This is a genomic window from Kribbella sp. NPDC002412, assembly GCF_053592935.1.
The window spans coordinates 82,658-107,452 of sequence record NZ_JBSFBL010000009.1 but is presented as its reverse complement, the minus strand read 5'-3'; the positions used below and the strand labels follow the sequence as shown (position 1 = coordinate 107,452).

The following is a 24,795-nucleotide window of genomic DNA, read 5'->3' as shown; positions in this document are numbered from 1 at the left end:
ACGACATAGGCGACACGTGTCTCGGGTGGTCGGCGACTGGTGTGGTGGGTCGGATGCTCGGGGATGTCGAGGGCTCGGTTGGTGCTGCCCGCGTTGTTTGTTGAGGGGCAGACGGTGTCGGAGGTGGCCCGGCGCTACGGGGTGCACCGGGCGTGGGTCTATAAGTTGCGAGGGCGGTATCTGGCCGAGGGGCAGGCGGCGTTCGAGCCGCGGTCGCGGCGGGCGAAAACCTCGCCGCGGGCCACGCCGCCGACGACGGTGGAGCTGGTGCTGCGGTTGCGCAAGCAGCTGGGCGAAGCCGAGCTGGACGCGGGCGCGGACACGATCGGCTGGCATCTGGAACACCACCACGGCACGGTGCTGTCGCGGGCGACGATCCACCGGATCCTGACCCGGGCCGGGGCCGTTGTGCCGGATCCGGCCAAGCGGCCGCGGTCGTCGTACCTGCGGTTCGCCGCCGAGTTGCCGAACGAGTGCTGGCAGTCCGACTTCACGTATTACCGGCTCGCGAGTGGCCGGGGGTGGAGATCATCACCTGGCTGGACGACCACTCCCGCTACGCGTTGAGCGTCACCGCCCGTCCCCGGATCACCGGACCAATCGTGCTGGCCACCTTCGGGGAAACCGTTGCGGAGTACGGGATCCCGGCCTCCACGCTGACTGACAACGGCATGGTCTACACGACCAGGTTTTCGGGCGGGATGGCCGCAACGGGCTCGAGACCGAGCTGTGGCACCTGAACGTCGTCCAGAAGTACTCCCGCCCGAACCACCCGACCACCTGCGGGAAGGTGGAGCGGTTCCAGCAGACGATGAAGAAGTGGCTGCGCGCCTAACCGGTCGACCGACTATCGCGGCCGCGCTCCAGGTCCTGCTCGACCAGTTCGTCGACGAATACAATCGCCGCCGCCCGCACCGGTCCCTGCCGCACCACGCCACCCCGGCCACCACCTACACCGCCCGCCCCAAGGCCACCCCGACCGCGGATCGGACCGGCGAGGTCCACCACCGCGTCCGCACCGACCGCGTCGATCACACCGGCGTGGTCACCCTCCGAGCCAACGGCCGACTCCACCACATCGGCATCGGCCGAACCCACGCCCGAACCCACGACCTCCTCCTCATCCACGACCTTCAGATCAGGATCGTCCACGCCGCCACCGGCAAACTCCTCCGCGAACTCACCCTCGACCCCACCAAGGACTACCAACCCACAGGGGGCCGACGTGCGATGGTTCCCGCGCCTCCTCCGACCAGGCGAAACTGTGGCGCGGGCCGGGTTCACTCGAGTAGCCGGGCGAGCATCGTGGGGTGGTCGGCGAGAGCTTCTCTGGCGAAGCCTTCGACTCGTGGGCGGAAGCTGTCTCGATCGACACCTGGCCAGTCGATTCCGCCGTGAGGTGGCTGTGGGTCATATTCGATCGCCAGTTGTACTGTGCGGGCGAGGTCGTCATTGGTCAATCGGGCTGCGAGCCGCAGTGCAGTGTCGATACCTGCCGAGACTCCCGCACCGGTCAGGTACTGATCGTCTTCGACCCAGCGCTGCGGTACGTAGGTCGCACCGAGGCGGTCCAGGAATCTGTGGTACGCCCAATGCGTGGTGGCGCGGCGACCATCCAGCAGACCGGCGCCGGCGAGAAGAAGGGAACCGGTGCAGACGGAGGCGACCACCTCGGCGCTGCTGTCGGCCTTGCGAAGGTAGTCCAGGAGTGTGGGATTCGCGAGCTGGCGAAGGGTGCCGACACCGCCGCCGGGGACGAGGACGACGTCAGGTTCGGGTGCCTCGTCGATGGTCGATGTGGCGGCGATGCGTACGGGCGTGTCGGTGGGCACAGCGTCAAGGCTTTCGGCGACCACCATGACGTGGTGGCGGGGCTGGACGCCGAGAACGGTCTCGACGGCCTCCAGGCCGCTCATGACCTGGAGCGGGCCGATCAGGTCCAGTGGAGTCAGTCCCGGATAGAGGACGAAGGCGACGGTCTTGTCGTTCACGGCACGACCTCCTCCGCGGCATCGAAGCTGAACATCATGCCGGTCTCGATGTGTTCGGCGATGTGGCAGTGAACCATCCATCGGCCGGGGTTGGTGACGTCGAGCAGGATGTCGACGATCTCGCCGGCGCGGACGAGCACGGTGTCCTTCCAGACCAGGTTCGGATCCGGTACTCCGTTGCGGCTGAGCACCAGGAAGCGGCCCGCACCGTGGACGTGGAACGGGTGATGCATCTGGTGGTCGGAGCCGCGTGAGTTGTCGAGCCGGATCTTGACCCGGTCACCGACGCGGAAACTCCAGGCGATCTCGCGGTTGGCGGCACCGGTGGCGGGGTCGACAAGTTTCCATGTCATGTTCGAGCTGGTCGACATCACGTTCATGTCCGGCATGGTGTCCTCCCACTCGACACCGTCGTCGCTGCTCTCGGCGTGCGACTCCGTTTCGGAGCTGCCCATGTCGTGGTGCTCCATGTCGCCCATGTCCATGTCACCCATATCCATGCCGCTCATGTTCATCTCACCGACGAACTGCAGGGTCTGGTCGGGGGCACGATCGCGATGTGCGGCGAGTCTGTCCCGCTCGGCGGTGAGGCTGGGGTCGGAGCGGAGTACCGGGTAGGTGTTGGCGTGGCTGGGCTCGGCCGGGATGTCGGAGACGGCGAAGGTGGCGAGTGTCGACGAGCTGTCGGGGGTTCTGTGCTGGAGCACCGCTGTGCCGGGCCGGTCGAACAACACATCGACGACGGCGCGCTCTGACGGTGCGATCATGACCGAGTCAACGATCTCCTCGTGTTCGTAGCGTCCGCTGTCGCCGCCGATCAGCTTGAGTGTCGCCTCGGTGATCGCCGCATCGAAGATCCGAGTGTTCGCGGTGTTGGTGAGGTAGAGGCGAACCACGTCGCCGGTGTTCGCGTCGAAAGCCGGCTCTGTCTCGCCTCCGACAAGGAGGACCGTGCCGAAGCGGCCCATCATGGTGTACGTCGGCCCGGACCGGTGGAACGCGGGCATCCGCCCGTCCTCGAGCAGGATGTCGTCGAGAGTGAGCGGGATCTCACGGTTGACCGAAGGCCAGTAGCCGGGGTCGATCGGATCGACGATGATTTGGCCGTAGAGACCCATTTCCTGGCCGTAGTCCTCGCGGAGGTGTGGGTGGTACCAGTAGAGGCCGGGGTCGGGGAATCTGAGCTGGGCGGTGAACCGCCCAGCGATGGGGATGGGTTCTTGGGTTTCGTGCGGGACTCCGTCGTAGCGGTTCTCCAGCCGGAGGCCGTGCCAGTGCACCGTCTGCTCGAGATCGGCGTTGTTGGTGATCTCGACTGTCACGGTCGCTCCCTGCCGGACCCGCAGGGTTGGCCCGGGGATTGACCCGTTGTAGGCGAGCATGCGTACCAGGTGGCCGGAGATGCGTTTGCGCACCGGGGCGATGCCCAGGTCGTACTTCGCGCCGTCCGCCAGCGTTGTCACCGTTGGCGGGGCGACGTCGGGGAGGCCGTCGACGTCTTGCGGAAAGAGGTCTGCTTCGGCTGCAGGCTTGCGAGTCTCGTCGGTCATGGTCTTCTCCTAGGAGCGAGCTTGTCCCCGTTCCGGTTCGGCGGCCGCTGCCTCGAGGGCCGTTAGTTGTCGACGTGCTTCGGCGTACTCGGCCGACGCCTCTTTGTCGTCCAGTAGGGACACAGCGTGCTGTAGCAGCGCGATCGCCAGCGCTGGGCGGCCGGCTCGACGGTAGAGGTCGGCCAAGCCGACGGCGTAGGTGCTTCCCATGGGCGCTCTGCCCATCTCCACGAACCTGGCCGCGGCGTCTGTGAAGCGGGCCTCGGCATCTGCTGCCCTGCCGCGCGAGTAGGCGAGCACTGCGAGCGCTTGGTTGGCATGGGCCGATTGATGGTCGTCCCCGAGCTCGTCGAGCAGCGAGCTGGCCCGCTCCAGCTCTGGGGCAGCCAGCTCGTCCTCGCCCTGCAGCAAGTGGACGTGCCCGAGTGCGAGGAGGTTGTCGGCTTGGGCACCGCGATCTCCCAGCTCCACGGCGAGTGCGTTGCTTGCCGTGTACAGGTCGGTCGCCAGATCGAGGTCGAGTGCGCGCAGCGCTTCGAATCCTCGCAGGGTGAGGATTTGCTCTTGGCCCCACTTGTCGGCACCGACTCCGAGCAGGGCCGCCGGTTCCTCCAGCAGCTCGGCGACGTGGTCCGATTGCCTGTTTCTCGCGATGTGTGCGACCACCAGCAGGGACGTCGTCACACCCCACGTGAGCTGCAGTGTGCGGAAGACGCTGAGAGCACGCCGGGCGTACCCGTCGGCCTCGTCGAGCTCCGCACGCGAGATGGCAACCAGTCCGAGCGCCAGCAGGGCGAGTCCCTCACCCTCGTTCCCGCTGCCCGCGAGCTCGTCCAAGCTCGCTGCCGCGAGCTCCGCTGCTTTGCTGAGGTCCTCTTGCTTCCAGGTGAAGATTGCGGCCCAGGCGCTGCCGGTCGCCCGCAGGGCCGGCTCGGCATCGTCCAGCGCGATGCTCTGCTCGAGCGCCCTGCGTCCTTGGTCCCAGTGACCACGCAGATACCAGAACCATGCCGCGCCGACGGCGATGCGCAGGCTGGCCTGGGCGTCGCGAAGGCTCAGCGACCATTCCAGGGCGGCCTGGATGTTGTCGTGTTCGGTGCCTAGTCGTTCGAGCCACCGCGTCTGTTTCTCGCCGCCACGAACTTGTTCGGTGGCAGCCTCGATGATCGAGCAGCACCAGTCTCGATGGGTCGTGCGGGTCGCGGTGGTCTCATCGGCGTCGGCGAGTCGCTCGCGCGCGTACTCGCGCACCGTCTCCAACAGTCGATACCTGTTTTCGTCACCGCCGTCCACGACGCCCACCAAGGACTTGTCGACGAGTCTGCCGAGCAGGTCCAGCACGTCCATGGCGTCGAGGCCGGCGCCGCCGCAGACCGTTTCGGCCGCCTCGACCGTCCAGCTGCCCATGAAGACCGACAGCCGTCGCAAGAGCGTCCGCTCGGCCGGCGACAGCAGGTCGTGGCTCCAGTCCATCGTCGCCCGCAGGGTCTGATGCCGTGGCACGGCAGTTCTGGCCCCGGTGCTGAGCAGCCGGAACCGGTTGGTCAGCCGGGCAGCGATCTGCTCGACCGACAATGCTTTCACCCGGGCCGCGGCGAGCTCGAGTGCGAGCGGAATCCCGTCGAGCTGTGTCACGATCTGAGCGACGGCCGCGGCGTTCGCAGCCGTGACTTCGAACTCCGGCCACACGGCCCTCGCTCGCTCTGCGAACAGGCGGACAGCCGGGGTACCCGACAGCGTCGCGACGTCGGCTCCCTTCGCCGGGCCGACCAGTGACGGCACCGGAACGATGACTTCACCCGGCACCGCCAGAGCCTCTCGGCTGGTGGCCAGTACCCGGAGGCCGGGAGCGGCCTGCAGCAGGCTCGTTGCCAGCTCGGCGGTGGCTGCCAGGACGTGCTCGCAGTTGTCGAGCAACAGCACCAGGCGTTTCGACTCGAGTTCGGCAGCGAGTGTCTCGGCGACGCCGCGATGCGGGTCCTCGGTGATCGCGAGGACGTCGGCGACGGACGACGGGACTAGTTCGGGCTCGGTCAGCTTAGCCAGCTCGACCAGCCAGACACCGTCGGAGAAACGCACCAGGAGGTCAGCCGCCGCCTGAAGCGCAAGACGTGATTTTCCAGACCCACCGATACCAGTCAGTGTCACCAGTCGCCGCTTCTCCACCGCTCGCAGCAGCGCGGCAAGTTCGTGATCCCTGCCAACGAAGCTGCTGAGCTGGACCGGCAGGTTATGGCGGCGCCGATCGAGCGTCCGAAGGGGTGGGAAGTCCGACTGCACTCCCGGCATGACGAGTTGATAAATCTCCTCTGCTCGCGCAAGATCCGAGAGCCGGTGCACGCCGAGCGACCGAAGCATGAGCGGAGCCGGCAAGACGTCGCCCAGCAGGTCGACGACCGCCGCAGACAACACCACCTGACCGTCGTTGCAGGCGGCCAGCAGCCGATCCGCGCGCTCCAATGGCGCACCAACGTAGCCCTCGCCGCGCAGCTCCGCCAACCCGCTGTGCAGCGCAACAGGAACAGCCGGTGTTCTCAGTTCTCTCGACTCCGGGCCCGCCAGTCCCGTCTCGAGGTTGAATGCCGCCGTGACAGCGTCCAACGGGTCCTCGAACGCCGCGCGAAATGCGCGAGCCGCATTGTCGAACACGTACCCCCCGTTCGAGATGACGGCCCGCTGCGCGAACTCATCCGGTCTGTCCAGCGGTGCTGCGTCCTTAGCGCCGCTGGCCGATGGTTGTAGGCCTCGATCCAAGTCGGTGACCAGGAATGTCACGACGCCGGTAGGTCTGCTCGGCGCAGCGAACCGCTCGCTGAGGAGCAGCGCCAAGTCATCCGCGACGAGCCGAGCAAGTTCATCGGGGGTCCGGAACGGCTTGTAGGACGCGGTGTCGTCGTCCCTGACCCGCTGCATCAGTTGTTCCAGCCGTGGCTCCCGCTGCGACGCCGGCGTCTTGACGTAGAGCAACCGCGGCATGCCATGCGACAGCCTGTACTCGTCCTCCAGCCCCGAGACTGTCTCACTGGGCGCCACCCAGCCATAACTCTGCCAGTAGATTCCGATGAAGATTTGGCTCTGCTCGAGGTAGGCCCGGTAAAGCTCACGTGGCGGGTGCGGGCGCGCGCCGAGCTCGAACATCACCGGCGCCAGGTGCAGCCGCTCGATCGTCTCGCGCACCGCGATGCGCTCGTCGGCCAACTCGCCCAGCGTGGAGCTGACAAACACCCGAAGTCTCTGATCGGGCGTGCGGATATGGGTACTCGTCACACTGCCCTCCTCGTCTCGGTGCCCGAGGCAGGGGCGGCTTACTCAATCTTCCATCCGACGGCCGAAGCAGTCGAGATCCCGAAGCGACAGCCACCGATCTATGACCACTCTCTAGTCCATTTGGCGGCTCTACGCACCGCAGCTCAAGAACGGTGGCCGAGAACCGTCAGCCTCGTGACCAGATAGTCCGGCTTGTCGACGCGGTACTGATACGCGGGCGGGATGGCCTATCGTCGTTCGAGGCGCCGGATGTCTCGCCGGACAGTGCACAAGTGCTCGCGCGCGTGCTCTACCGGCGTACAGGCGAGCGTGGAAGTACCGCACTCTCAGCCCCAACCCTCCGTACCAGGCCGCGTACACAGCGGCGTCGGCGGCATCCCGCGCGGCGACAGCATCTGCCCGGTGCTCGAAGCGGCACACCTGTCGTCGTGCGGAGCTGTGGCACTCATGAGCCTCTCCCAACTCGTCTACGGGAGCGGCTCCCAGGCGGTTGCGATACCCGCTTCGGACCGTGGTCGGTGGTCGTCACGCGATTGACCGTCGCCGGACGTCCTGGTCGCGCGGCGGCCGCATCTGTCGCCGTACCAATTGGTCGATCCGCACCAAGGCGAGTGCTGCGCTGAGCAGGAGGGGCTATCCCGTGGTCCTAATCTGGCGGGAGTCGTCGAGAGGATCCCAGGTCTTCAGTAGATCGAGCGCGCGGCAGATGGTTCCGTCCAAGACGCCATGTTGGCTGGCGAGCTGCGTCGTCGGCGGCAGGCAGGTGCCTTCTGCCAGCAGACCAGACTCGATTGCGGCGCCCAGCTTGGCCGCGATTGCCTCATAGGGGGCCTGCGGGTTGCGCAGGATCCGCTCGCGCTCGCTGAGCTGTTCTGGGCGGATCGGGAGGCGGTCGAAGAGGGCAGTCGCTGCGCGTTGGTCGGCCTCGGACACAAAGGCGGTATAGACGCGGAGCGTTGTGGTGCCGCCGCCTCCGTGGCCGAGGCGGCCGGCGACGGTTCGGATGTCGACTCCTGCGGCGATGAGTTCAGTGGCAGAGTAGTGGCGGAGGTTGTGCAGGTGGGTATCGATACCGAGACGGGTCGCCAGCTTGCTGTAGCGCTGCGAGACGCTGTCGGGAATCAGATGCTCGCTGTTGTCTGGGGCAAGGGAAAACACGAACGCATCCGGCCCGAGCTTGGTCTCCAGCTTCGCCGCGCTCTCGTCGCAGATCTCCCGGTGTTTGCGCAGGAGAGTCACGGTCTCGGTGTCCAGCGTTAGGCGCCGGTGCTGGTGGGTCTTGGTGTCCTTGAGCCACTTCTTCCGGCTGTTCTGGGCCACGCTCGTATCGATGATGACGGTGCCTTGGTCGAGGTCGACTTTGGACCAGCGGAGGCCGCACAGTTCGCCGCGACGGGCGCCGGTGACCATCGCAAGCCATACGAAGGTGCCCCACGCCTGGTCGTTGAAGGCCTCGCCAAGGATTTGGGCGGCCTCGGCGGCGGTCGGTGGGCGGGGATTGGGCCTCGGAGCGGCCGGAGGCTTGCCGGTAGGCATCGGGTTGACCGATACCCACTTCCACCGAAGGGCTTGGCGGAAGGCGCCGCTTAGGATGAAGTGAATTTGGCGGATCGTGGACGCGCCGAGCGGTCGGCACTCGTGCGGACGGCACCGGGTGTCGCATTCGTGAATGGTCTTGGTGCGGTGTTCTGTGAAGGGTCGCCGGTCGCAGTGGCGACGACAGCGACGGAGCTCGGCGTAGTACGAGTCGAGAACGTGGGCGTCGACTGCGCCGACCTTGACTTGCCCGATCAGCGGTTCGATGTGGTTGCGGACGTAACCCAGGTAGGTGCGGCGGGTGGTCTCGTCCAGCTCCGCGAGCTCCAGGTGTCGCTTGATGAGCTGGCTTAGGTTCGCGTTGGTCCGAGGTTGGCGCCGCTCGTCGACCTGGGTCTGAAGTCGCCGGACGGCTCTCTCGGCCGCCTCGGCTGCCTTCGGCGCGTTGGCCGGGATGGTCTCGCGGAGGTAGTGGCGGCGTTTCGTGACCGGGTCAATGCCGGCGTACACGGACACTCGGAGCGCACCACTGGGCAGTTCCTCGACGGAGCCGCGGGCGCGCTGACGCCGCTTCGGGGGCTTGCCGTGGGATCAATCGTACCGATTCGCACCACGTTTGATCCCACGAACCGAATCGTGGGGGGTTCGATCAGCCGTATGGCCCTGCCGGGATCGCCTTATTTTTCTAAGCGGATCGGTACTCGGTAGGCCCCGTGGGACTCGAACCCACAACCCGCGGACTCTGACAAGTATGAGCTCATCGTTTGTCATCAATTGCTAAATCTACCCGTGACCTGCGGATTCATGCCACCGCACATCGCATCCGTGACTGTGCACAGCCATCGCTTCCTGTTGATTGTGCTGAGTAAGGGGCCGAGTTGCGCCAGGCGGGCGGACGCCCGAGCCCGGCCCACATTTCGACCCGACACATGTAACAACAACCGGCTTCTGAACGATGGATCGTACAACGGGCCAGGGGGCGGATGATGTCGACTGTTGGACCGGTGCCGTCCGGTCAGGTAGTCGGTCTGCACAGGGATGCGCAATCTCATGCGCTGATCCACGCACCCATGCCGAGACGCCTGACATGTCACGCCGTGGTGCCGCGTGCGCCTTCGACGCTTGGTGGCTAATCCAGATGGCGATGCGTGCCACCCAAGGCTGTCGGCGAGGTTCCGGCCAGTGCGCACGTTGGGCGCGAATTCGCGCTCGGACCGAGGCTTCGGCGTTGCGCTGCTGGCTCGTGCGCGTCCTCGCGCAGCACGACGGCTGCTGTCGGTGCGCGCGAGTAGGGTGGTTCGCTAGCTGGCCTCGACACATCAATGCTGCACTTGCCTGAACACTCGGAGGGTGGAACATCGCCTAATGGACCTGGGGATCTGGTCAAAGGTGCTCGCGTAACCGGCGTGCGCGCCGATGGGCCGGTCACCGTCGTGAGCGCCGATCACTCTGGCGTCTCCGCTTGCACGGTCACGTTCCAAGCGATTGACGGAAGCGTCGCGCAAGTTCTGGTTCCTGACGATGCAGCAAACCTGGCCCTAGCTCAGGATGACGTCGGCGTCGACGCCGACGACGGGGAGCTGTTCCGGTTGGCAGCGGAGGCTAGCCGCATCAAGGACGCAGCCCAGTTCGACCCGATGCTGGCAGTGTCGACAAGCATGGTGGAGCGACTGCCGCACCAGATCCGCGCGGGGCATCGGCGGCCCCGTGCAGCAGGTGCTCGACCACAGTACGTGCGCTTCAGACCCGCAGGGCCCCGGGGGATCCCGATGGTGCAACATGCCGGCCATCAGGCTTCGGCCTTGCACGAGCTGCTGGACCACGCCGTGGCGTCACCGCTCTCCGACCGCTCCCAAATGACGGCTCGAGCGTCAGATCGGTGGTTCGGGCGGGTGCGTTCGATCCGCGACCACCGATGATCTCTTCCGGACGGCGCATCGAACCCCAGCACTCGCAACCCGCGGCTCGGTCCTGCCGAGTTCGCCGAGGTTGCCGACATCATCGCGACCGCACTCGTTCACCATGCCACCGAGCGCCGCACGTCCGAACTGCGCGGCCGAGTCATGGATCTGGCAGCGAAGTTCCCGCTCTATCCGAGGCTCTGACACGACCGACACTGGCAGATCGGTGGTGTCCCGCGCGTTCCCGCAGAACAAGCGGGACACCATCTGTGCCGGATCGCTCCTGACTGACCCCGCACACTGAGGAGTTCAGGCGCCAAGTCAACGAGGCAGTCGGTCAAGGGTCGCGTGCACCTCCGAGGACCCTTCCCCGGCCGTGAAGTTGCGCGAGCGGCTTCATACTCAGGGCATGCTGTATCGACTACGTCTGCGTGGCCCTCTGAGTACATCCATGGTTCTGATCGGTGTGGCTTGGACAGCCGTGGTCGTGTGGTGGCCGCAACTGCCGCTGCAGGATGACGCCACTGCGCGCGGGTGGCAGTCGCAGGTCGCGATCGGGCTCGCCTCCATCGTCGCAGGTCTGATTGCTCTGCTGCTCACAGTCGGGCTCGCTGCTGTTCAGCTGCGCGCATCGCTCTCCTGGCGGGCCATGCGGGGAATCTTCGACATCCCCGCGAGAGTCGGCCTGCTCGTCATCGTCGCGATCGGAGTTGCGCTTCCACTCTGGGTCGCGCTGTCTCCGTCCGCTCGATGGAGCCGGTGGGCGTTCGTGGCATTCGGCTGGTCACTTCTGCTCGCAGCAGCCATGGTGTGGATCGGAGTCGAGCGCACAGCGCCAGAGTGGCTCGTCGATCGGGCGATCAGGCGCGCTGTACGAGCGGCGTGCGGCAGGTCCAGGGGCAATGGTCGTCGGCTGACCGAGCGGACTGACGTTGTCGTCGAACTCGCCGGGCACGCTGCACTCGGGGCGAGCGAGCGCCGTCGAGCGCTCGCAGCAGCCGCCTACTTGCTGGCGTCGCAAACTCAGGCCGCAGGCCAGGCCAAGATCGATGCGGCGATCAGCCGGATCGCCAGCAGCTCGATCGACGGCAGCGCGGAACCATCGGTCACGGAAGACACCGTGGTCGTGCTCACGGTCCTCGGTGTCGCGCTAGCCAACCAGCCATCTGCACACCATGCCATTCGGACCGCGCTCACCGGGATAGCCCAGCAAGCCAGAGCAAACGGACATCATGCGACCGGCAGCGAGGCTCTGGACGGTGTCGTCGAGGTAGCGATCGCACGACTCACGCTGTTGGTACCGACGGTGCCGTGTCGCCGGTCGTCGCAGACCCCCAGCTCCGACGACGTGCCACAAGCGGTCCCTAATCCGTCCGGTCGGCGTTCGTCTACCGCGATCATCGGTGACATCGCCCAGGCGGCGGCTGGTGAGCGGCTGGAGTCTTTGAAGGTCGGGGGCTTCGTGTCCGCCGCTGCAGCTGCCACAGATGGCCAGCAGCACACGCCGCCGAACGAACACATGGCCAATCGGCTCCTGGAAGCCACCACAGAAGATCTCGTTGGCCTGCTCGCTTCGCCCCGGCCCGATGCCGGCGGGTGGCCCGGACGCTGGCAAGGACCCGGCGCCCTTGCGGATGACATCCGCAGGATCGGCAGGCTGGCACGGGTTCTGTACGAGCAGCGGCAGTACACCGCAACGGACACTGTCGAACAGGCACTCGAAGACGTTGGGGTCGCGTTGATCATGGACTCAGGTCCGCGAGCTCCGAGACCACCCGACAGGACCGGTTGGCGTGACGCACACAGTCCTGACGACGCAGACCCGTCGACGACTCTCGGCGAGGTGTTCGCTGCGCTCGTGGTCGCAGCATTCGAAAGCGGGTTCGACAGACGAGCGCTCCTGACGGCTCGCCGCTTGCTGGCCGCAACGACCATGGCTGCGGCATCGGTCGACATACCGGTCTCTACTAGCCTCGGTCGTTCGTTCCAGCGGGCGATCCGTCAGCTCACCCGGTACCAGCCAGACAACGGCCCCGCACACCGCGTCCGCGAAGCAATGTTCATGGAAGGCTTGATTGCAGAGATTGATCCACTCCTCGCCGCATGCTCAGCCGATGGTCGGCTCGAAGACCTGGCGCGGGAGATCACAGGCGTACTCGTCTGGGCAACAAATAGCAGCCCTGCTCCACTGGCTACCGCGCTCTGGAAGGCACGCCTCAGGACTGCCGGGTGGTTGGTCGAGGCGCCTCCGCGTCGCCACCTGCTGGGATCGGTTGTCGTCGCTCCACTTCCAGCTCGGCTGCTCGTGCAGGCACACGACGAACTGAGGAGTTCCTGCGCCCATGCGCATCGGTATCCCTCCTATGCAGCGGCGCTCATCAGCTGTCTGTGGGCTCACGCCGTCGCATGTATGCGGTCCGGCGACGGCCCCGACGCTGCCGAGCAACTCCACGATCTGCTCTCAAGATGGCGCGACGAATTCAAGGAAGCCATCGAGGACGAGGGCTCACCCGAAGAGCGCGTGCCAGGTCGGCGCCGATTGGGCAAACCGCTGACCAGGCTGATCGGCGCAGCGCTCCACTGGACAGAGGATCCGCACCGGACACCGGTGTTTCCCCGCCGTGTCCCTCCATTTGCCGCGCGCCTGCACAACGCCCTCGCCGATCCTCGCTTCCGCGATCGCAGCTACAGCGGCCTGAGGGATGGCGAGACCCTGGTGCTGGTCGAGGAGTACGACGGCAGCACACGTCTCCTCCGTGACAGCGAGTCCCGTGCCCGTGCCGAGTTCGAGTGGGGGTACGGCGGCGGCGGGCCGACAACCCTGGCTGAGGTGCTCACGACCGACGCTCTGGGCGACTTGGTCCTATGCCCGGCCTGCCTGGGCGGAGCGGCCTACACCTCGAATCTCGTGCACTGTCGCGAATGCACGGAAACCGGGCTCGCGCCTCAGCTGCTCGAATTGCAACTGTCCATCGCCGAGAAGGTCGAGACGCTGCCCCGCGACCGCGAACCAGCGCAGCGGCCGGCAGCCGTTTGGACCTGGACACGCCGCGAGATTCTCGAACATGCGTTACGGAATCTCGAATGAGCTGATCCGTACCCACCAACCTGGGACGAGGCGCGTGTAACGCTTCGTGAAGGATCGCGATTAGGGAGTAGGGTCCCGCGCTGCTTGGCGCCGGGATCATGCCATGTGGGGGGAACTCGTGCCGAAGCGATCTGGCGCGCAGGGTCGGCCGCGGCGATTGGGGTGGCTGTCAGGTCATCCTCTCGCGGCAGAGTTCGACAGCGCCGTAAACCATCCGCTGACTCCTCAGCAGGTGGCGCAGCAGAGCAACACCAAGGTGCACTGGGTCTGCGAATTCGGCCATCGGTGGCGCGCCAGTCCGAACAACCGCGTCGGTAAGGGCTCGGGCTGCCCGGACTGCGGCGGTTACCGCGTGAACGACGGGAACCGCCTCTCGCTGCAATGCCCCGACAAGACGTTGCTGGAGCAATGGGACTACGAGCGCAACGACCTGACTCCGGACGACTTCTCGGTCGGCTCACATAAACGGGTTTGGTGGACCTGCCCTGCAGCCGAGGATCACCGGTGGTCGGCAAGCATCGACAAGCGCGTGAACGGCCGCAACTGTCCCTTCTGCTCTGGTAAACGGGTCTCATCCACCAACCGCCTCTCCGTCCATCGACCCGACATCGCCGCGCAGCTCGACACGACACGGTCCGGATTCACCGCAGAAGAGGTGAGCGTCGCGAGTGTCCGCGTGGGGGTGTGGAACTGCGGGATCAACGAGAATCACCCGCCCTGGCCCGCACCGGTTAGCCGGCGAACCGGCGGATGGGTTCGCAAAGGTGCAGGATGTCCGAGCTGCCGTCTGGCCCAGGTTTCCGTACAGGAGCTCCGGTTGAAAGCCGAGCTTGCGACCGTTCTGCCGATCGATGAGACGAGGCGATCAGTCAAGGATGCCGCAGGCCGGGTCGTCAAGGTTGACATGGTTGCCGAGGACGACCGACGAGGCCTGCGCCTGATCCTGGAGTTCGACGGGGTCTGGTGGCACAGCAAGCCGAGGAGCGCTGCCCGGGACGCCGATAAGGCGGATCGGCTCCGAAGGGCGGGATGGACGGTCGTCCGCGTCAGGGAAGCCGAACTCGAACGTCTTGACCCGGAGTTCGACCTCGTCGTCGATCCGCAAATGGCGCCGGAAGAAGCCGCGGTTCAGGTTCTCCAACACCTCGTTGCTTTGCGCATCGTCGAGCCCGCAGAGGCTGATGCCTACACGAACGACGACTTGCCACGTGCCACTGCAACAGCTGACGTGTGGATCCGACGCGAGCTCGGTGAGTCAGCACTTCCCGACGAACGCAGAAGTCAGGAAGCTGCCTGGATCAGGATATTGGAGTCACTGACAGTCTTTGAAGCCGAACACGGGCATTGCTGCGTGCCGGCTGGTGGAGTCCGGGTTGACGGCGTCGACCTGGCTCGATGGATCACGAAGCAACGGGGGCGGCACCGCAGAGGGCAGCTCCCGCCGGACCGTCAGGAACTCCTGAGGAGCATTCCGACCTGGACTTTCGCGCCGACCGAAGAAAACTTCAACCAGCAGCGTGACCGCTACGTGAAGCACTACCTGTCGGCTGCCGGACTGGATGAACTGGACCGTACCTGGGCGAACAACATGCGCACCCGACGACGAATGCTTCAGGCCGGAGGCCGTGACTTCAGCCAGGACCGTCTCGAGGACATGGCCGTCATTCCTGGATGGGATTGGGATCCGCGCGCCGCTGGAATCGACCACAAGGTCGAGGTGCTCGAGTCGTACATCAGGGAGACGGGCATCGGAGCGGGGCAGATCAAGCAACGCGATATCTGGCGAGGTGAGCCGATCGGCTCATGGATCAACACCTGGCGGACGAATCCCGACCGGCTCTCCCTAGAGCAGCGCTCGGCACTGGAGGGCTTGCGCGGGTGGACCTGGAAGCCTCGCAACGACATCTGGGAGTCCCGCTTGATCCAACTGCAACAGTTCGGAATCGCGCACGGCCACCTCCGTCCGTCACTCGACGCTGACGACGAGGACGAACAAGCCCTGGCCCGCTGGAAACGCAACAACAAGAACCGGCTGCGCGGTAGGCAGGACGCTCGGGCACGCCAACTCCGAGAACTCCTCGCACAGTATGGCGAAATCATGGACTGACCAGCCGGCCCAGCTCACTCGGAACACGCTCTTCCGCAACTGACGACATGCAAGGGATGCACGTGAAACTTGTCAGGCTCCGGCTGTGCAACTTCCAGTCGTTCGGACCAGAACCGGTCACGATCGAGCTGGACCGACTGACCTACGTTCTCGGACCGAATGGAGCTGGGAAGACCACGGTGCTGGAGGCCTTGTCCCGGCTCTTCAGCCCCGTCCAGACCCAGCGACGAGTGCGTGTCGACGACTTCCACGTTCCGCTCAACCGAAGTACCACGGACCTTGACGCCGACCGTCCTGTCCTGTGGATCGAGGTTGACGCCGAGTTCCCCGAAGCGGCGGAAGACGGACAACACGCCAGCATTCCACCGAGCTTCGCGCACATGACCATCGCGTCCGCGGACGACGTTCCGCGCGTACGCATCCGGCTCACCGCCTTGCTGGCAGCCGACGGGGTGATCGACGAGACGATCGAGTACGTACTGCGAACCGACGAGACAGGTGAGCCGATCGAGCGCGCCGCGATGTCACGCTACGACCGCGGCCACATCGAGGTGCATTATCTGCCGGCCCGTCGAGATCCCGCCGATCACATCTCCTACACGACTGCATCTCTGCTGGGCCGGATACTTCGTGCAGCCGATTGGTCCGAGCAGCAGACGGCTATGAATGAGCTGGCGATTCAGATCACTGCCGCCTTGATCGGCAACGCGGCGGTCGCCGGCGTTGGCACGTTACTCACCGCGGAATGGTCGGGCCTTCACACCGGCGAGTTCTTCAAGACTCCGTCGATCGCCTTCGGGCATGGCGACATCGACAGCGTACTGCGCCAGCTCACCGTGACCTTCTCGCCGTCGCACGGAAGCGACCCGCTGCCGTTCGAGCGGTTGAGTGATGGCCAGAAGTCTCTGCTGTACATCTCGCTGGTGCTGGCGTGGCAGTCGCTGACCCGGAGTGTGCTGGACGGGTCGGACTCATCGCTCGATCCGGATCGGCTCCGGCCGCCCGTCCACACCGTCATCGCATTGGAAGAACCCGAAAACAGCTTGGCGCCTCAATACCTCGGCCGCATCGTTCGCCAGCTGCGCGCAGCCTGCGGTCATCACGATGTCCAAGCCCTGATTGCCACTCATGCGCCGACGCTTCTCCGGAGAGTCGATCCGGAGGCCATCCGATTCCTGCGACTGAACGGCGCCCGAGAGACCACCGTTCACAGGATCGTCCTGCCGGAGGACGATGAGGTAGCCGCGAAGTACGTCCGCGAGGCTGTCCAGGCCTACCCAGAGCTGTACTTCTCACGCCTCGTCGTCCTGGGCGAAGGCGCCAGCGAGCAGGTTGTCCTCCCCCGTGTTCTGGCAGCTTCCGGGATCGCAGAGGACGACGCGTCAGTCTCGGTCGTCCCGCTCGGCGGCCGTCACGTCAATCACTTCTGGCGGCTGTTGAACGAGCTGGAGATCCCGTACGTCACGCTGCTCGATCTAGACGCTGCCCGGCACCAGGGCGGCTGGGGACGGATCCGCAACGCGCTCAAGCAGATCAACACGATCAGTCCTGGCAGGTTCGCCGCCAACGCGATCGACGGCCTGCCGAAGTGGGACGCGAACGAGGACTTCCCCGAGGTCGGCTCGTATCCGACGTTCGATCCCGTGGGCGGACCGGTCGAGGCGTTGGAGCATGCGAACGTCTTCTTCTCGTCACCGCTCGACCTCGACCTGATGATGGTCGAGGCTTACCCGGTCGCGTACGACGTGCATCCGGCCGGTCCCGATGACAAGACGATCGCAGCGGTTCTCGGCAAGAAGCACAAGAACCACGACCGCCTCGGAACTGACCGGTTGGAGCTGCTCGACGACTATCACGCGATGTTCGACCGCAGAAGCAAGCCCGCGACGCACTTGGCGGCACTGGCCACCCTGGAGGACAGCCAACTCCTCTCGGCGCTGCCCGCCGTCCTCGATCGACTCATCGAGAAGGTTCGAGTCGAGCTTGGTCGGCTGCCCGAATGATCAGGCCGGCGGATTGGCAGGCGGTCGGCGGGCTGTCACTCGAGCACAACGCACTCACCGCCGTAACCACGACAGATCGGAACGTCGTGGTCGCGGCCGGACCCGGCGCAGGGAAGACCGAGCTCCTCGCCCAGCGCGCCGACTTCCTGCTCCGCACCGGAACCTGCCCTTACCCACGACGCATACTGGCGATCTCCTTCAAGGTCGACGCCGCCCGGAACCTCCGGGATCGAGTGCGCCTCCGCTCGGGCAGCCAGCTCGCCGCCCGATTCGACAGCTTCACCTTCCATGCGTTCGCCAAGCGACTTGTCGACAACTACCGGCCGGCGCTGACCGGGACGGACGCGCTGCCGCCGAACTACACCATCGACACTGCCGAGCGGATCGAGGGTTCGCAGATCACGTTCGACGATCTGGTGCCGCTCGCCTTGAAGATCCTCGAGACGAACCCGTACGCACGCGGAGCCCTTCGTCAGACCTACAGCCACGTCTTCCTCGACGAGTTCCAGGACGCGACCCGGAACCAGTACGGATTCGTCAAGGCAGCCTTCGAAGGAACACCCGTCGTCCTGACCGCTGTCGGCGACGTGAAGCAGCGGATCATGGCCTGGGCAGGAGCGCTCGACGGCATCCTGCAAGCCTTCGCTGACGACTTCGATGCAGCGCCCCTGCCGCTGTATCAGAACTTCAGGTCAGCGCCACGGCTGCGGAGGATGCAGAATCGGATGATCGCCGTCATGGATCCCGGCGCTGAGAGCCCTGACGAGGAGCTCCTCGGCGATGAGGGCGTGATCCGCGTGCTCCACTTCGACACAGATACCGAGGAGGCCGCCGGAGTAGGTGACCTGATCGAGCGATGGATCGACGAAGGCGCTCCGCACGACGAGATCGCGGTTCTGGTTCGGCAGCAGGCAAGCCTCGTCGCCGGGCCGTTGGCCGATGAGCTACGCAGACGTGACATCCCCTGTCGCAACGAGCAGGAGCGCCAAGACCTCAACGCCGAGCCGGCCGCTGCCCTTGTCCTCAACTTCATCCGGGTAGTCGCCGACAACAGGCAGCCTCACGCCTATACCGAACTGATGCGGATCGCGAGCAGAACCACCGTCACCGAAGAGTCAGCTCTGCGATTCGACAGCAAACTGAAGCGGTTGCTGCGCGACGCACGCTCGAAGGTCCGCGATCCCGGCTTTTCGTCGAACACGGTCGACGCATGGGCCCCACTCATAGATGAGCTTCTCGACTGTATCTCGCGACCAGTCTTGCTCGCGCTGTCGCCTGCCTACCAACAGGGAAGCCGACTTGACGACGTACTGCGCGACGCACTCGCGGCATTCGAGACAGAACTCGCAGTCGATGGCAGCCCGATCAGTGCGTTGCGACGGCTGTCCGAGTCGGACGCCGTCCGGCTCCTCACGATTCACAAGTGCAAAGGCCTCGAGTTCGAGAAGGTCGTTGTACTAGGCGTGGAAACGCAACTGTTCTGGGGCAACAAGACTGCGGCGATGTCGGAGTTCTTCGTAGCCGTCTCGCGTGCCAAGGAGGAGTTGGTACTGACACACGTCGACTTCCGCGAGAGGCCTCCCGCACCAGTCGCGTTCTGGGACGAGCGGCGCACACCGCACCAGGAGTTCATCGACTTCACGAACGAGGATTGACTGGCCGGATTGCTGGAGACCGCCGAGGGCGTCGGATGCAGCACCTCGGCCGCCAGGGTTTATCGCCTCCCAGCCAACTAAGGCGCAGCATTCGCAGGCGTCGTACCTCGATCAGTGACCTCGGCTTGACGTCCGGCCGCGCCGGATCGGCCGCGACCTGTTCCAGTTGCACGGCCGGGCGGTCCGGCTTACCGCGCTCACGCCACCCGCGGACAGCGTCGCGGATCCGGTGGCGCTCGGGGACATACGGCCGCTGCGGGACGTCCGGCGTCACGGAGTGGGTCTGTTCGTGGATCGACTTGATCACGGAGGACGGCACGTACTGCACGGCGGTTCGATTCGACTCCTCGACATAGGAACCTGGCGTTGATACGTCCAATGCCACTTCTACGCAGACTTGATGTGTCAGATGCATCATGCGCGCCGTAGCACCCGCACCCAGCCGCGTGTGCACGCGCAAGTTGATCGCGGCGCGTGTCAGCCCTTCGGTCCAGGCAGCAGCGCGCCGCGTCGCAACGACGTGCCGGCGCGCGATGCGACAGACTTTGTGCGTGCAGGGAGTAGAGATTTGGAATCAGATCAACAAGTCCGCCGAGGTCGTGGTGTGGCCGGCCGTTGTGATGCTCGGATTGATCCTGTTCCGGACCAGGCTCGGCGAGGTCGTTCAACGACTGCGGGAAGCGGACACACCCGTTGGAACGATGAGATTCGATCCGAGCGAGCAACAAGCTGCGAATCAGAGCATCGCTGAATCCGCTCACGCTCTTGTCGAGACAGTCCGGACCGAGCTCGCCGGCCATGGACGACCCCCGCTGGAGGGCGACGACCTGAACGGAGTCGATCGTCACATCGAGTTACGCGGCGTTGAGGCCGAGGTCGAGACCCTGATCAGGTCATCCTTCGCGGCCGGATTCGAACTCTCAAAGCTGTTCGACGCCAACAACGTACAAATCATGGAGGGACGCACTCCTGCTCCGGTCATTCAATGGGAGGCTGCCGGTCCTCGTGTCGTGGGCTACGAACTGAACGTTCCCGACTACATCGGATTAGCTGATTCGTTCGCGAAGGCTGCCGCAGAGCTGGACAGGCTCGGGGACCTGCAAGCCACGTTCGATCGGCTTGTCGAGGAGCTCAACGCTGCGATCGCGAAGTGCCGGCAAGAGGGCGACGTAGGGAGAATTCAGCACCTGACGACCGCTCTCGAAGAGACGATTCGGATGCGCGACCGGTTACAGGCCGACCTCCCCGGATTGAGGGAGCAGTCCGAGAAACTGGCCAGAGCCAGGATCTTCGTGCCCATGAAGAGATGGATCCAGAAGTAGCCACGCCTGCTAGGTCTCATTGAGTCCTCGCGCCGACGGCTACCCCACGGCCTGCGCCATCGCATCGACGACGGAGGATCAGCGCAAGCCCTGCGGAAGGCGGCGTGGCGACTGCGCGGGATCGATCAAGCCGGACGCGGCAACCACTGCATCCATCTCCGGATCGACTCGGAAGGGCAGGCCGTCGTAGACGACGTCGACCAACATCTTGGTGGACTCGTCGAATACGAAGATGCAACCTCGATCGAGCCGGAGTTGATACTTCTTCGCTGTGAGATAGGAGCGGAGCTGATCGGCGAAGACTGCAGGATCTACCGCGGTTGGTCGACCTGCCCAGACGAGAACCCATGCCTCCTGTCTCGTCGAGCCGAGCGAGATCGTCATGCTCCGGCCGCGGCCAAGAGGATCTGGAGCAGCAAGAAGCTTGTCGCTGGCGCGCAGCAGCTCCGCCTGCACCTCGCCGGAGGCCGAGAGTAGGGTCGCCCCGATACTGAGCCACGCGTCGGCGTCCAGCTCCTGTAGCTGGCGGACCAGACCCTTCATCTGGGCCTTCTGCATGGCCGGCTTCGGAACGTCTGTTCTCCCGTCGCGTTTGGCGTAGTACCAGGCGTCGAGGGCATCGGTCCTGCTGGTCAGATACTGGCGTTTCTGCCGCTCGCGGCGTTTGACGTCAGTTGCACGAACCTTCACGAAGCCAAGTTCTCGTCGCGAACGCCTCGGATCAGGTTCGACGTAGAGGCCGGCCTCGAGAAAGTATATGAAGTAGTCGAGTTCGTCCGGTGCAAGGTAGTAGTGGGTCGTCTCCGGGTCCCTGCGCCGTCGCACATAGAGAAGGAACTCTGACGGCAAGTCCACCAGGTCGCAGATGAGCTGAAGGTCGTGTAACGAGACGGTCCATGGGACATCCAAGGGATCCAGCAGACCAGCGAGAACCAACTCCTGCGTTGTCGTTGCTACGCCGGACAGATCATCCAGGCTGACGGCTACGGTATGGATCTCACGGATGTCCGGGAGGTCCACCCATTCGTTGGCGCGCGTACGAAATCCGAGGTCCTTCTGCAGGATCGACTTCAGGCGTCGCCCCTGATCACCGGCACTCTTCACGATTCGAGTCAGATCGCTGCGTAGCCGTCTGGTGTCGCCTGCCCTTGCCCTCGGCGCGAGCGTCACCGCCTTTGCTTCGACGATCACGGCCACGTCACCTTTGACAACGAGCAGATCGCCTTCGACCAGCTTTGAGTATGTAGCCGGATCGCCAGCAGCTTCCTCCGGCGTAGCCGGCGCGAAGTACTCGAATCCTTCCCACGTCCGGGCATCTGGGACGACTCGCGCGAGGTTCTCGGAGATGCGGTGTTCGAGGACCTTCCCTCGGTGTGCTTGATACTGCTCCCACGCAGCGCTGGTCTTCAGAACCTGCTCGAGGTTCTCGCGTACGGCATTCAGCGTCAGCGCGTCATGAACCAGCATCATGCGACCGGACCTCGTGACAAGGAGAGGGTTGGTCCGCAGCGGATTGTTGCCGGAGGTGAATTCGCGCACCGCTCGCACAGGAGTCCAGTCATCGACTTCCAGCCGAAACTGCTCAGCGACGGCGCGCACGACGTCCGGCTCGAGGCCGGCGGCAGCAACTACATCTTCCAGGGCGACAGTCGCCCCCAGTTCGTCGGGCTCCCACGTCGCATCCCATTGCGCCCGTAGGACAGACCGCTCGTCGTCATCGGGCTCCGCGCCGTCGGCCATTGCCTCATCAATCGCCATGAAGCACGCACGCATCCGATCGTTGAACGCGTCAACTTGGAGTGTGTGACAGGTTGTCAATGCCAGTATCGCCTGCTCGGCATCGAAGCCGACCAGATCGCGCAGCGCGTGCCGGATGACGGGCGGATCGAAGATCTGGGCGACCGTCTCCTGAACCATGTCCGGATAGGAGGAGTTGGGGATCCACACCTCGCGTCCGCGACTCGCTGCAACGATGGCCGCCATCGGGTCCGGCTCTTCGGCTGCCGCCGCGGCAAGGATGTGCTCCACGGTCGACAGATTGATCAGCTCATGCGCACGTTCGGCGAACGATGTCAGCCGGGGCGACAGCGGTTCTTCGGTCTGTGCCACCTCATCAGCTCGTCCAGCCATGGAAATCAAGGCCAGCAGTTCCGCCTTCGTTGCGCCGCCCTCCGTACCAGGCCGCGACTGGCCGTCCGCGCTCCAGGGCAGACAGGCCATCCGGACACCTTCGCAGAGTCGGAACTTGTTGTAGGAGCGCACGTCGGCCGCAAGACCAACAGTGGCATCCTGCAATCTCTGGGCAGCGGCAGCGAGCGGATCTTCTGCCCGCGCAACTGTCCATCCGTAGCGTCCACGCCACGGATGGACTCGAGCACAGACACCAAGTGCCGATCCAGCGCCGGCACGTCCCGCGCGGCCGCGCGCCGCTGCTTCTTCCGCTGCCGCTGCCCCTTGCTCTTCGTCGCCATCCGACGATGAAATCACGCGACACCGACAATTCCGCACGTCCAGCAGCCGCTTCCGAAGTCGCTGTCGAGCGCGTCGAGGTCTCCGGCCATCGCAGGCAACGCAGCCAGGTTCGAGACCGCAGCGTCGTACGGCGCCCTGGTCGCGCATCGCGTGGTTCGAACAGACGACGGCAGGTGTCCTGGAGCCGCGCTCTCGCAGGCGGTGAGCCGCTGACCAACTGTTAGGCGTTTCCGCGCGCCGGGGCGATACTCTGCGGCAGTGACCGGCATCAACGGCCTGGACCGCGATCAGCTTCGCGCCCTCGACCCAATCGAGGCCCTAGCGAGGGTCCGCCGCGGCCGGTACGACGTGGATGGTCCTGCAGTTGCCGAGGAGGTTCTGCTTCGATGCTGGGACCTCAAGTCCTATAGCTCCTTCGCCGAACCGAACTTTCTCTCGTCATTGCGAGCGTCCCTGACCGACAAGGACGACACTCTGGAGAGCGGTGTCCCCGCGGCGATCGCAATCGCCGCTGGCTGGCTGTCGTCCGATCGGCTGCTGGCTGAGCTCGGCGTAGACGGCCGGAAGCAGCGATACGCGGCGTCCAGCTTTGTGGATCAACGGACTGTCCTCGGCGATCGTCTGATCGAGCAGGCAGCGGACCCCTGGGGAGCGAAGGTCTGGCACGACGTGTTCTTCCTGCACCGTTGGCGAGCTCGCCCCGGGATCGAGCTTGCCGCAGTACGGTCGAGTCTGCGCGAGCTTGCGCTGTCGGAGCCCTCGGACTGGATCCAGGCCCTCCCTTGGCTCATCTGCCTCGGCGAACCCGAACCGCTGGTGACCGAGCTGTCGATCGAGATCCTTCACGAACATCCTCAACTGCTACACCTGATGTCGGGGCATCGTGATCACCTGCATCCGAAGGTTGGTCTCCGGGTTGCTGGGCTGCTCGCTCATCTCCGTCCCGCCGAACTCCCTGATTGGGCGGTCGAGGTCGCCTCAGCGCGCCTGGACCGGCGCCGCGACCTCTTTCCGAGGCCATTGGCGGAGCCTTCATCCACGTGGATAACAGACCGCGAGCTCGAGGATCTGATTCGGGGAGCTGCGAAGAGCGCCTGCAGAGACTTTGTTCCCTGGCTGTTGTCACAAGGAGCCTCCGAGGAGGAAGGCCTGACAAGCGCGCTGCTGATGTTCCTCAAACATGGCTTCGCCGAGATCGGCGCCGCCCACCGGATGACGACCGGCCGTCATACGTCCGCTCCTGCCGTCAGCCTGTCGCACCGGATCGTCGCAAAGAAGGAGGAACGAATCCTCGGCGCCGATCTGGTCCTGCTGGTCGACGTCGAGATCTCGTCCGAACTCAGGCTGGCCTTCGGGGATGTCGCGCAGGTCAAGAAGTCGGAGCGAGTCGCGCGTCCTCGGCGCGCCGAGGACGCCTGGCGCATCGCCCTCGACCAGCTCGACGACCTACTGCGGAGGAGTCCCAGCGCTGTGTACTGGTTGATGAGTGCGGCCGGAGACGTGTTCGTTGTCCCCGCGAAGCTGCTCAGGGGTATTGCGAACGCACAGGCAGATCCAAAGCAGCTCAGCCTCTCCATCCGCTACTCAGCGATCCGGCACGCCGCTATTCCTCTAGCTGCCTACCTCTGCGACTTGCTGATCGGCATGTGGCTAGGCACCTCTGACGCAGCAGACCTCGCCACCCTCCAGGGCGGCGGGACGAACACGTCCCCTTACGCAATCCTGGAACTGACCGTACGTCGCACGTTGCAAGGTTGATGTGCCGTGACTGGGCGGGAGCGCACTTGAGCTCGGCCTCAAGTCGTACGTCGAAGCCACCGCGCCCGCTGCCACCTTGGCGGCGCGTACAGCTGAGTTCACGGCGATGCAGACAGGTCTGGACTGCGCCAGCTACTGGCGGGCC

The 24,795-nt window shown here is 65.1% G+C and carries 14 protein-coding genes; 8 read left to right on the top strand and 6 right to left on the bottom strand.

Annotation, left to right across the window (positions count from 1 at the left end):
* Positions 1-63 precede the first annotated feature (63 nt).
* The gene (locus tag ACWCOV_RS10110) at positions 64-567 is read left to right on the top strand and encodes a helix-turn-helix domain-containing protein (RefSeq protein ID WP_449828894.1); all 504 of its coding nucleotides are present in this window, start codon (positions 64-66) and stop codon (positions 565-567) included.
* Positions 568-831: 264 nt separating this feature from the next.
* On the opposite strand, the gene ACWCOV_RS10105 is transcribed toward ACWCOV_RS10110, so the two are convergent.
* The 5 genes from ACWCOV_RS10105 to ACWCOV_RS10085 all read right to left on the bottom strand — a co-directional run bounded on the left by ACWCOV_RS10105 (position 832) and on the right by ACWCOV_RS10085 (position 8,860).
* Positions 832-1,152, bottom strand: a complete 321-nt coding sequence (locus ACWCOV_RS10105) for a hypothetical protein (protein WP_449828893.1) — start codon at positions 1,150-1,152, stop codon at positions 832-834.
* Positions 1,153-1,280: 128 nt separating this feature from the next.
* Entirely contained in the window at positions 1,281-1,991 is a 711-nt protein-coding gene (locus ACWCOV_RS10100; protein WP_449828892.1) for a DJ-1/PfpI family protein, read from the bottom strand.
* Complete coding sequence (locus ACWCOV_RS10095) at positions 1,988-3,541, bottom strand: multicopper oxidase family protein (RefSeq protein WP_449828891.1); 1,554 nt, start codon at positions 3,539-3,541, stop codon at positions 1,988-1,990. The genes ACWCOV_RS10100 and ACWCOV_RS10095 overlap by 4 nt, the downstream gene beginning before the upstream one ends.
* A 9-nt stretch (positions 3,542-3,550) precedes the next feature.
* The gene (locus ACWCOV_RS10090; RefSeq protein ID WP_449828890.1) at positions 3,551-6,808 is read right to left on the bottom strand and encodes a DUF4062 domain-containing protein; all 3,258 of its coding nucleotides are present in this window, start codon (positions 6,806-6,808) and stop codon (positions 3,551-3,553) included.
* 633 nt (positions 6,809-7,441) lie between these two features.
* Positions 7,442-8,860 (bottom strand): tyrosine-type recombinase/integrase, encoded by a 1,419-nt coding sequence (locus ACWCOV_RS10085; RefSeq protein ID WP_449828889.1) that lies wholly within the window; start codon positions 8,858-8,860, stop codon positions 7,442-7,444.
* 890 nt (positions 8,861-9,750) lie between these two features.
* Between ACWCOV_RS10085 and ACWCOV_RS10080 the strand changes: the two genes are divergently transcribed.
* The 6 genes from ACWCOV_RS10080 (at position 9,751) to ACWCOV_RS10055 (ending at position 20,420) form a co-directional block, all read left to right on the top strand.
* A complete protein-coding gene (locus ACWCOV_RS10080) occupies positions 9,751-10,263 on the top strand; it encodes a hypothetical protein (protein ID WP_449828888.1) in 513 nt (170 codons plus the stop codon).
* Positions 10,264-10,696: 433 nt separating this feature from the next.
* Positions 10,697-13,333 (top strand): hypothetical protein, encoded by a 2,637-nt coding sequence (locus ACWCOV_RS10075; protein WP_449828887.1) that lies wholly within the window; start codon positions 10,697-10,699, stop codon positions 13,331-13,333.
* A 103-nt stretch (positions 13,334-13,436) separates the two neighbouring features.
* The gene (locus ACWCOV_RS10070) at positions 13,437-15,440 is read left to right on the top strand and encodes a zinc-ribbon domain-containing protein (protein WP_449828886.1); all 2,004 of its coding nucleotides are present in this window, start codon (positions 13,437-13,439) and stop codon (positions 15,438-15,440) included.
* Positions 15,441-15,502: 62 nt separating this feature from the next.
* Complete coding sequence (locus tag ACWCOV_RS10065) at positions 15,503-17,443, top strand: ATP-dependent nuclease (RefSeq protein ID WP_449828885.1); 1,941 nt, start codon at positions 15,503-15,505, stop codon at positions 17,441-17,443.
* A complete protein-coding gene (locus tag ACWCOV_RS10060) occupies positions 17,440-19,098 on the top strand; it encodes a UvrD-helicase domain-containing protein (protein ID WP_449828884.1) in 1,659 nt (552 codons plus the stop codon). Before ACWCOV_RS10065 ends, ACWCOV_RS10060 begins: the two co-directional genes overlap by 4 nt.
* A 551-nt stretch (positions 19,099-19,649) precedes the next feature.
* On the top strand, positions 19,650-20,420 hold the full coding sequence (locus ACWCOV_RS10055; RefSeq protein WP_449828883.1) for a hypothetical protein: 771 nt from the start codon (positions 19,650-19,652) through the stop codon (positions 20,418-20,420).
* Between the two features lie 78 nt (positions 20,421-20,498).
* Here the strand turns inward: ACWCOV_RS10055 and ACWCOV_RS10050 are convergent, their stop codons facing one another.
* Complete coding sequence (locus ACWCOV_RS10050) at positions 20,499-22,907, bottom strand: hypothetical protein (RefSeq protein ID WP_449828882.1); 2,409 nt, start codon at positions 22,905-22,907, stop codon at positions 20,499-20,501.
* A gap of 243 nt (positions 22,908-23,150) precedes the next feature.
* Here ACWCOV_RS10050 and ACWCOV_RS10045 point away from each other — a divergent pair, with 243 nt between their 5' ends.
* On the top strand, positions 23,151-24,650 hold the full coding sequence (locus ACWCOV_RS10045) for a hypothetical protein (RefSeq protein ID WP_449828881.1): 1,500 nt from the start codon (positions 23,151-23,153) through the stop codon (positions 24,648-24,650).
* Positions 24,651-24,795: the final 145 nt, after the last annotated feature.

Bases quoted from the DNA above. Each gene is read 5' to 3' on its own strand.
- ACWCOV_RS10060 (WP_449828884.1), top strand. From the start codon at position 17,440: ATGATCAGGCCGGCGGATTGGCAGGCGGTCGGCGGGCTGTCACTCGAG.
- ACWCOV_RS10110 (WP_449828894.1), top strand. From the start codon at position 64: ATGTCGAGGGCTCGGTTGGTGCTGCCCGCGTTGTTTGTTGAGGGGCAG.
- ACWCOV_RS10070 (WP_449828886.1), top strand. From the start codon at position 13,437: ATGTGGGGGGAACTCGTGCCGAAGCGATCTGGCGCGCAGGGTCGGCCG.
- ACWCOV_RS10095 (WP_449828891.1), bottom strand. From the start codon at position 3,541: ATGACCGACGAGACTCGCAAGCCTGCAGCCGAAGCAGACCTCTTTCCG.
- ACWCOV_RS10075 (WP_449828887.1), top strand. From the start codon at position 10,697: ATGGTTCTGATCGGTGTGGCTTGGACAGCCGTGGTCGTGTGGTGGCCG.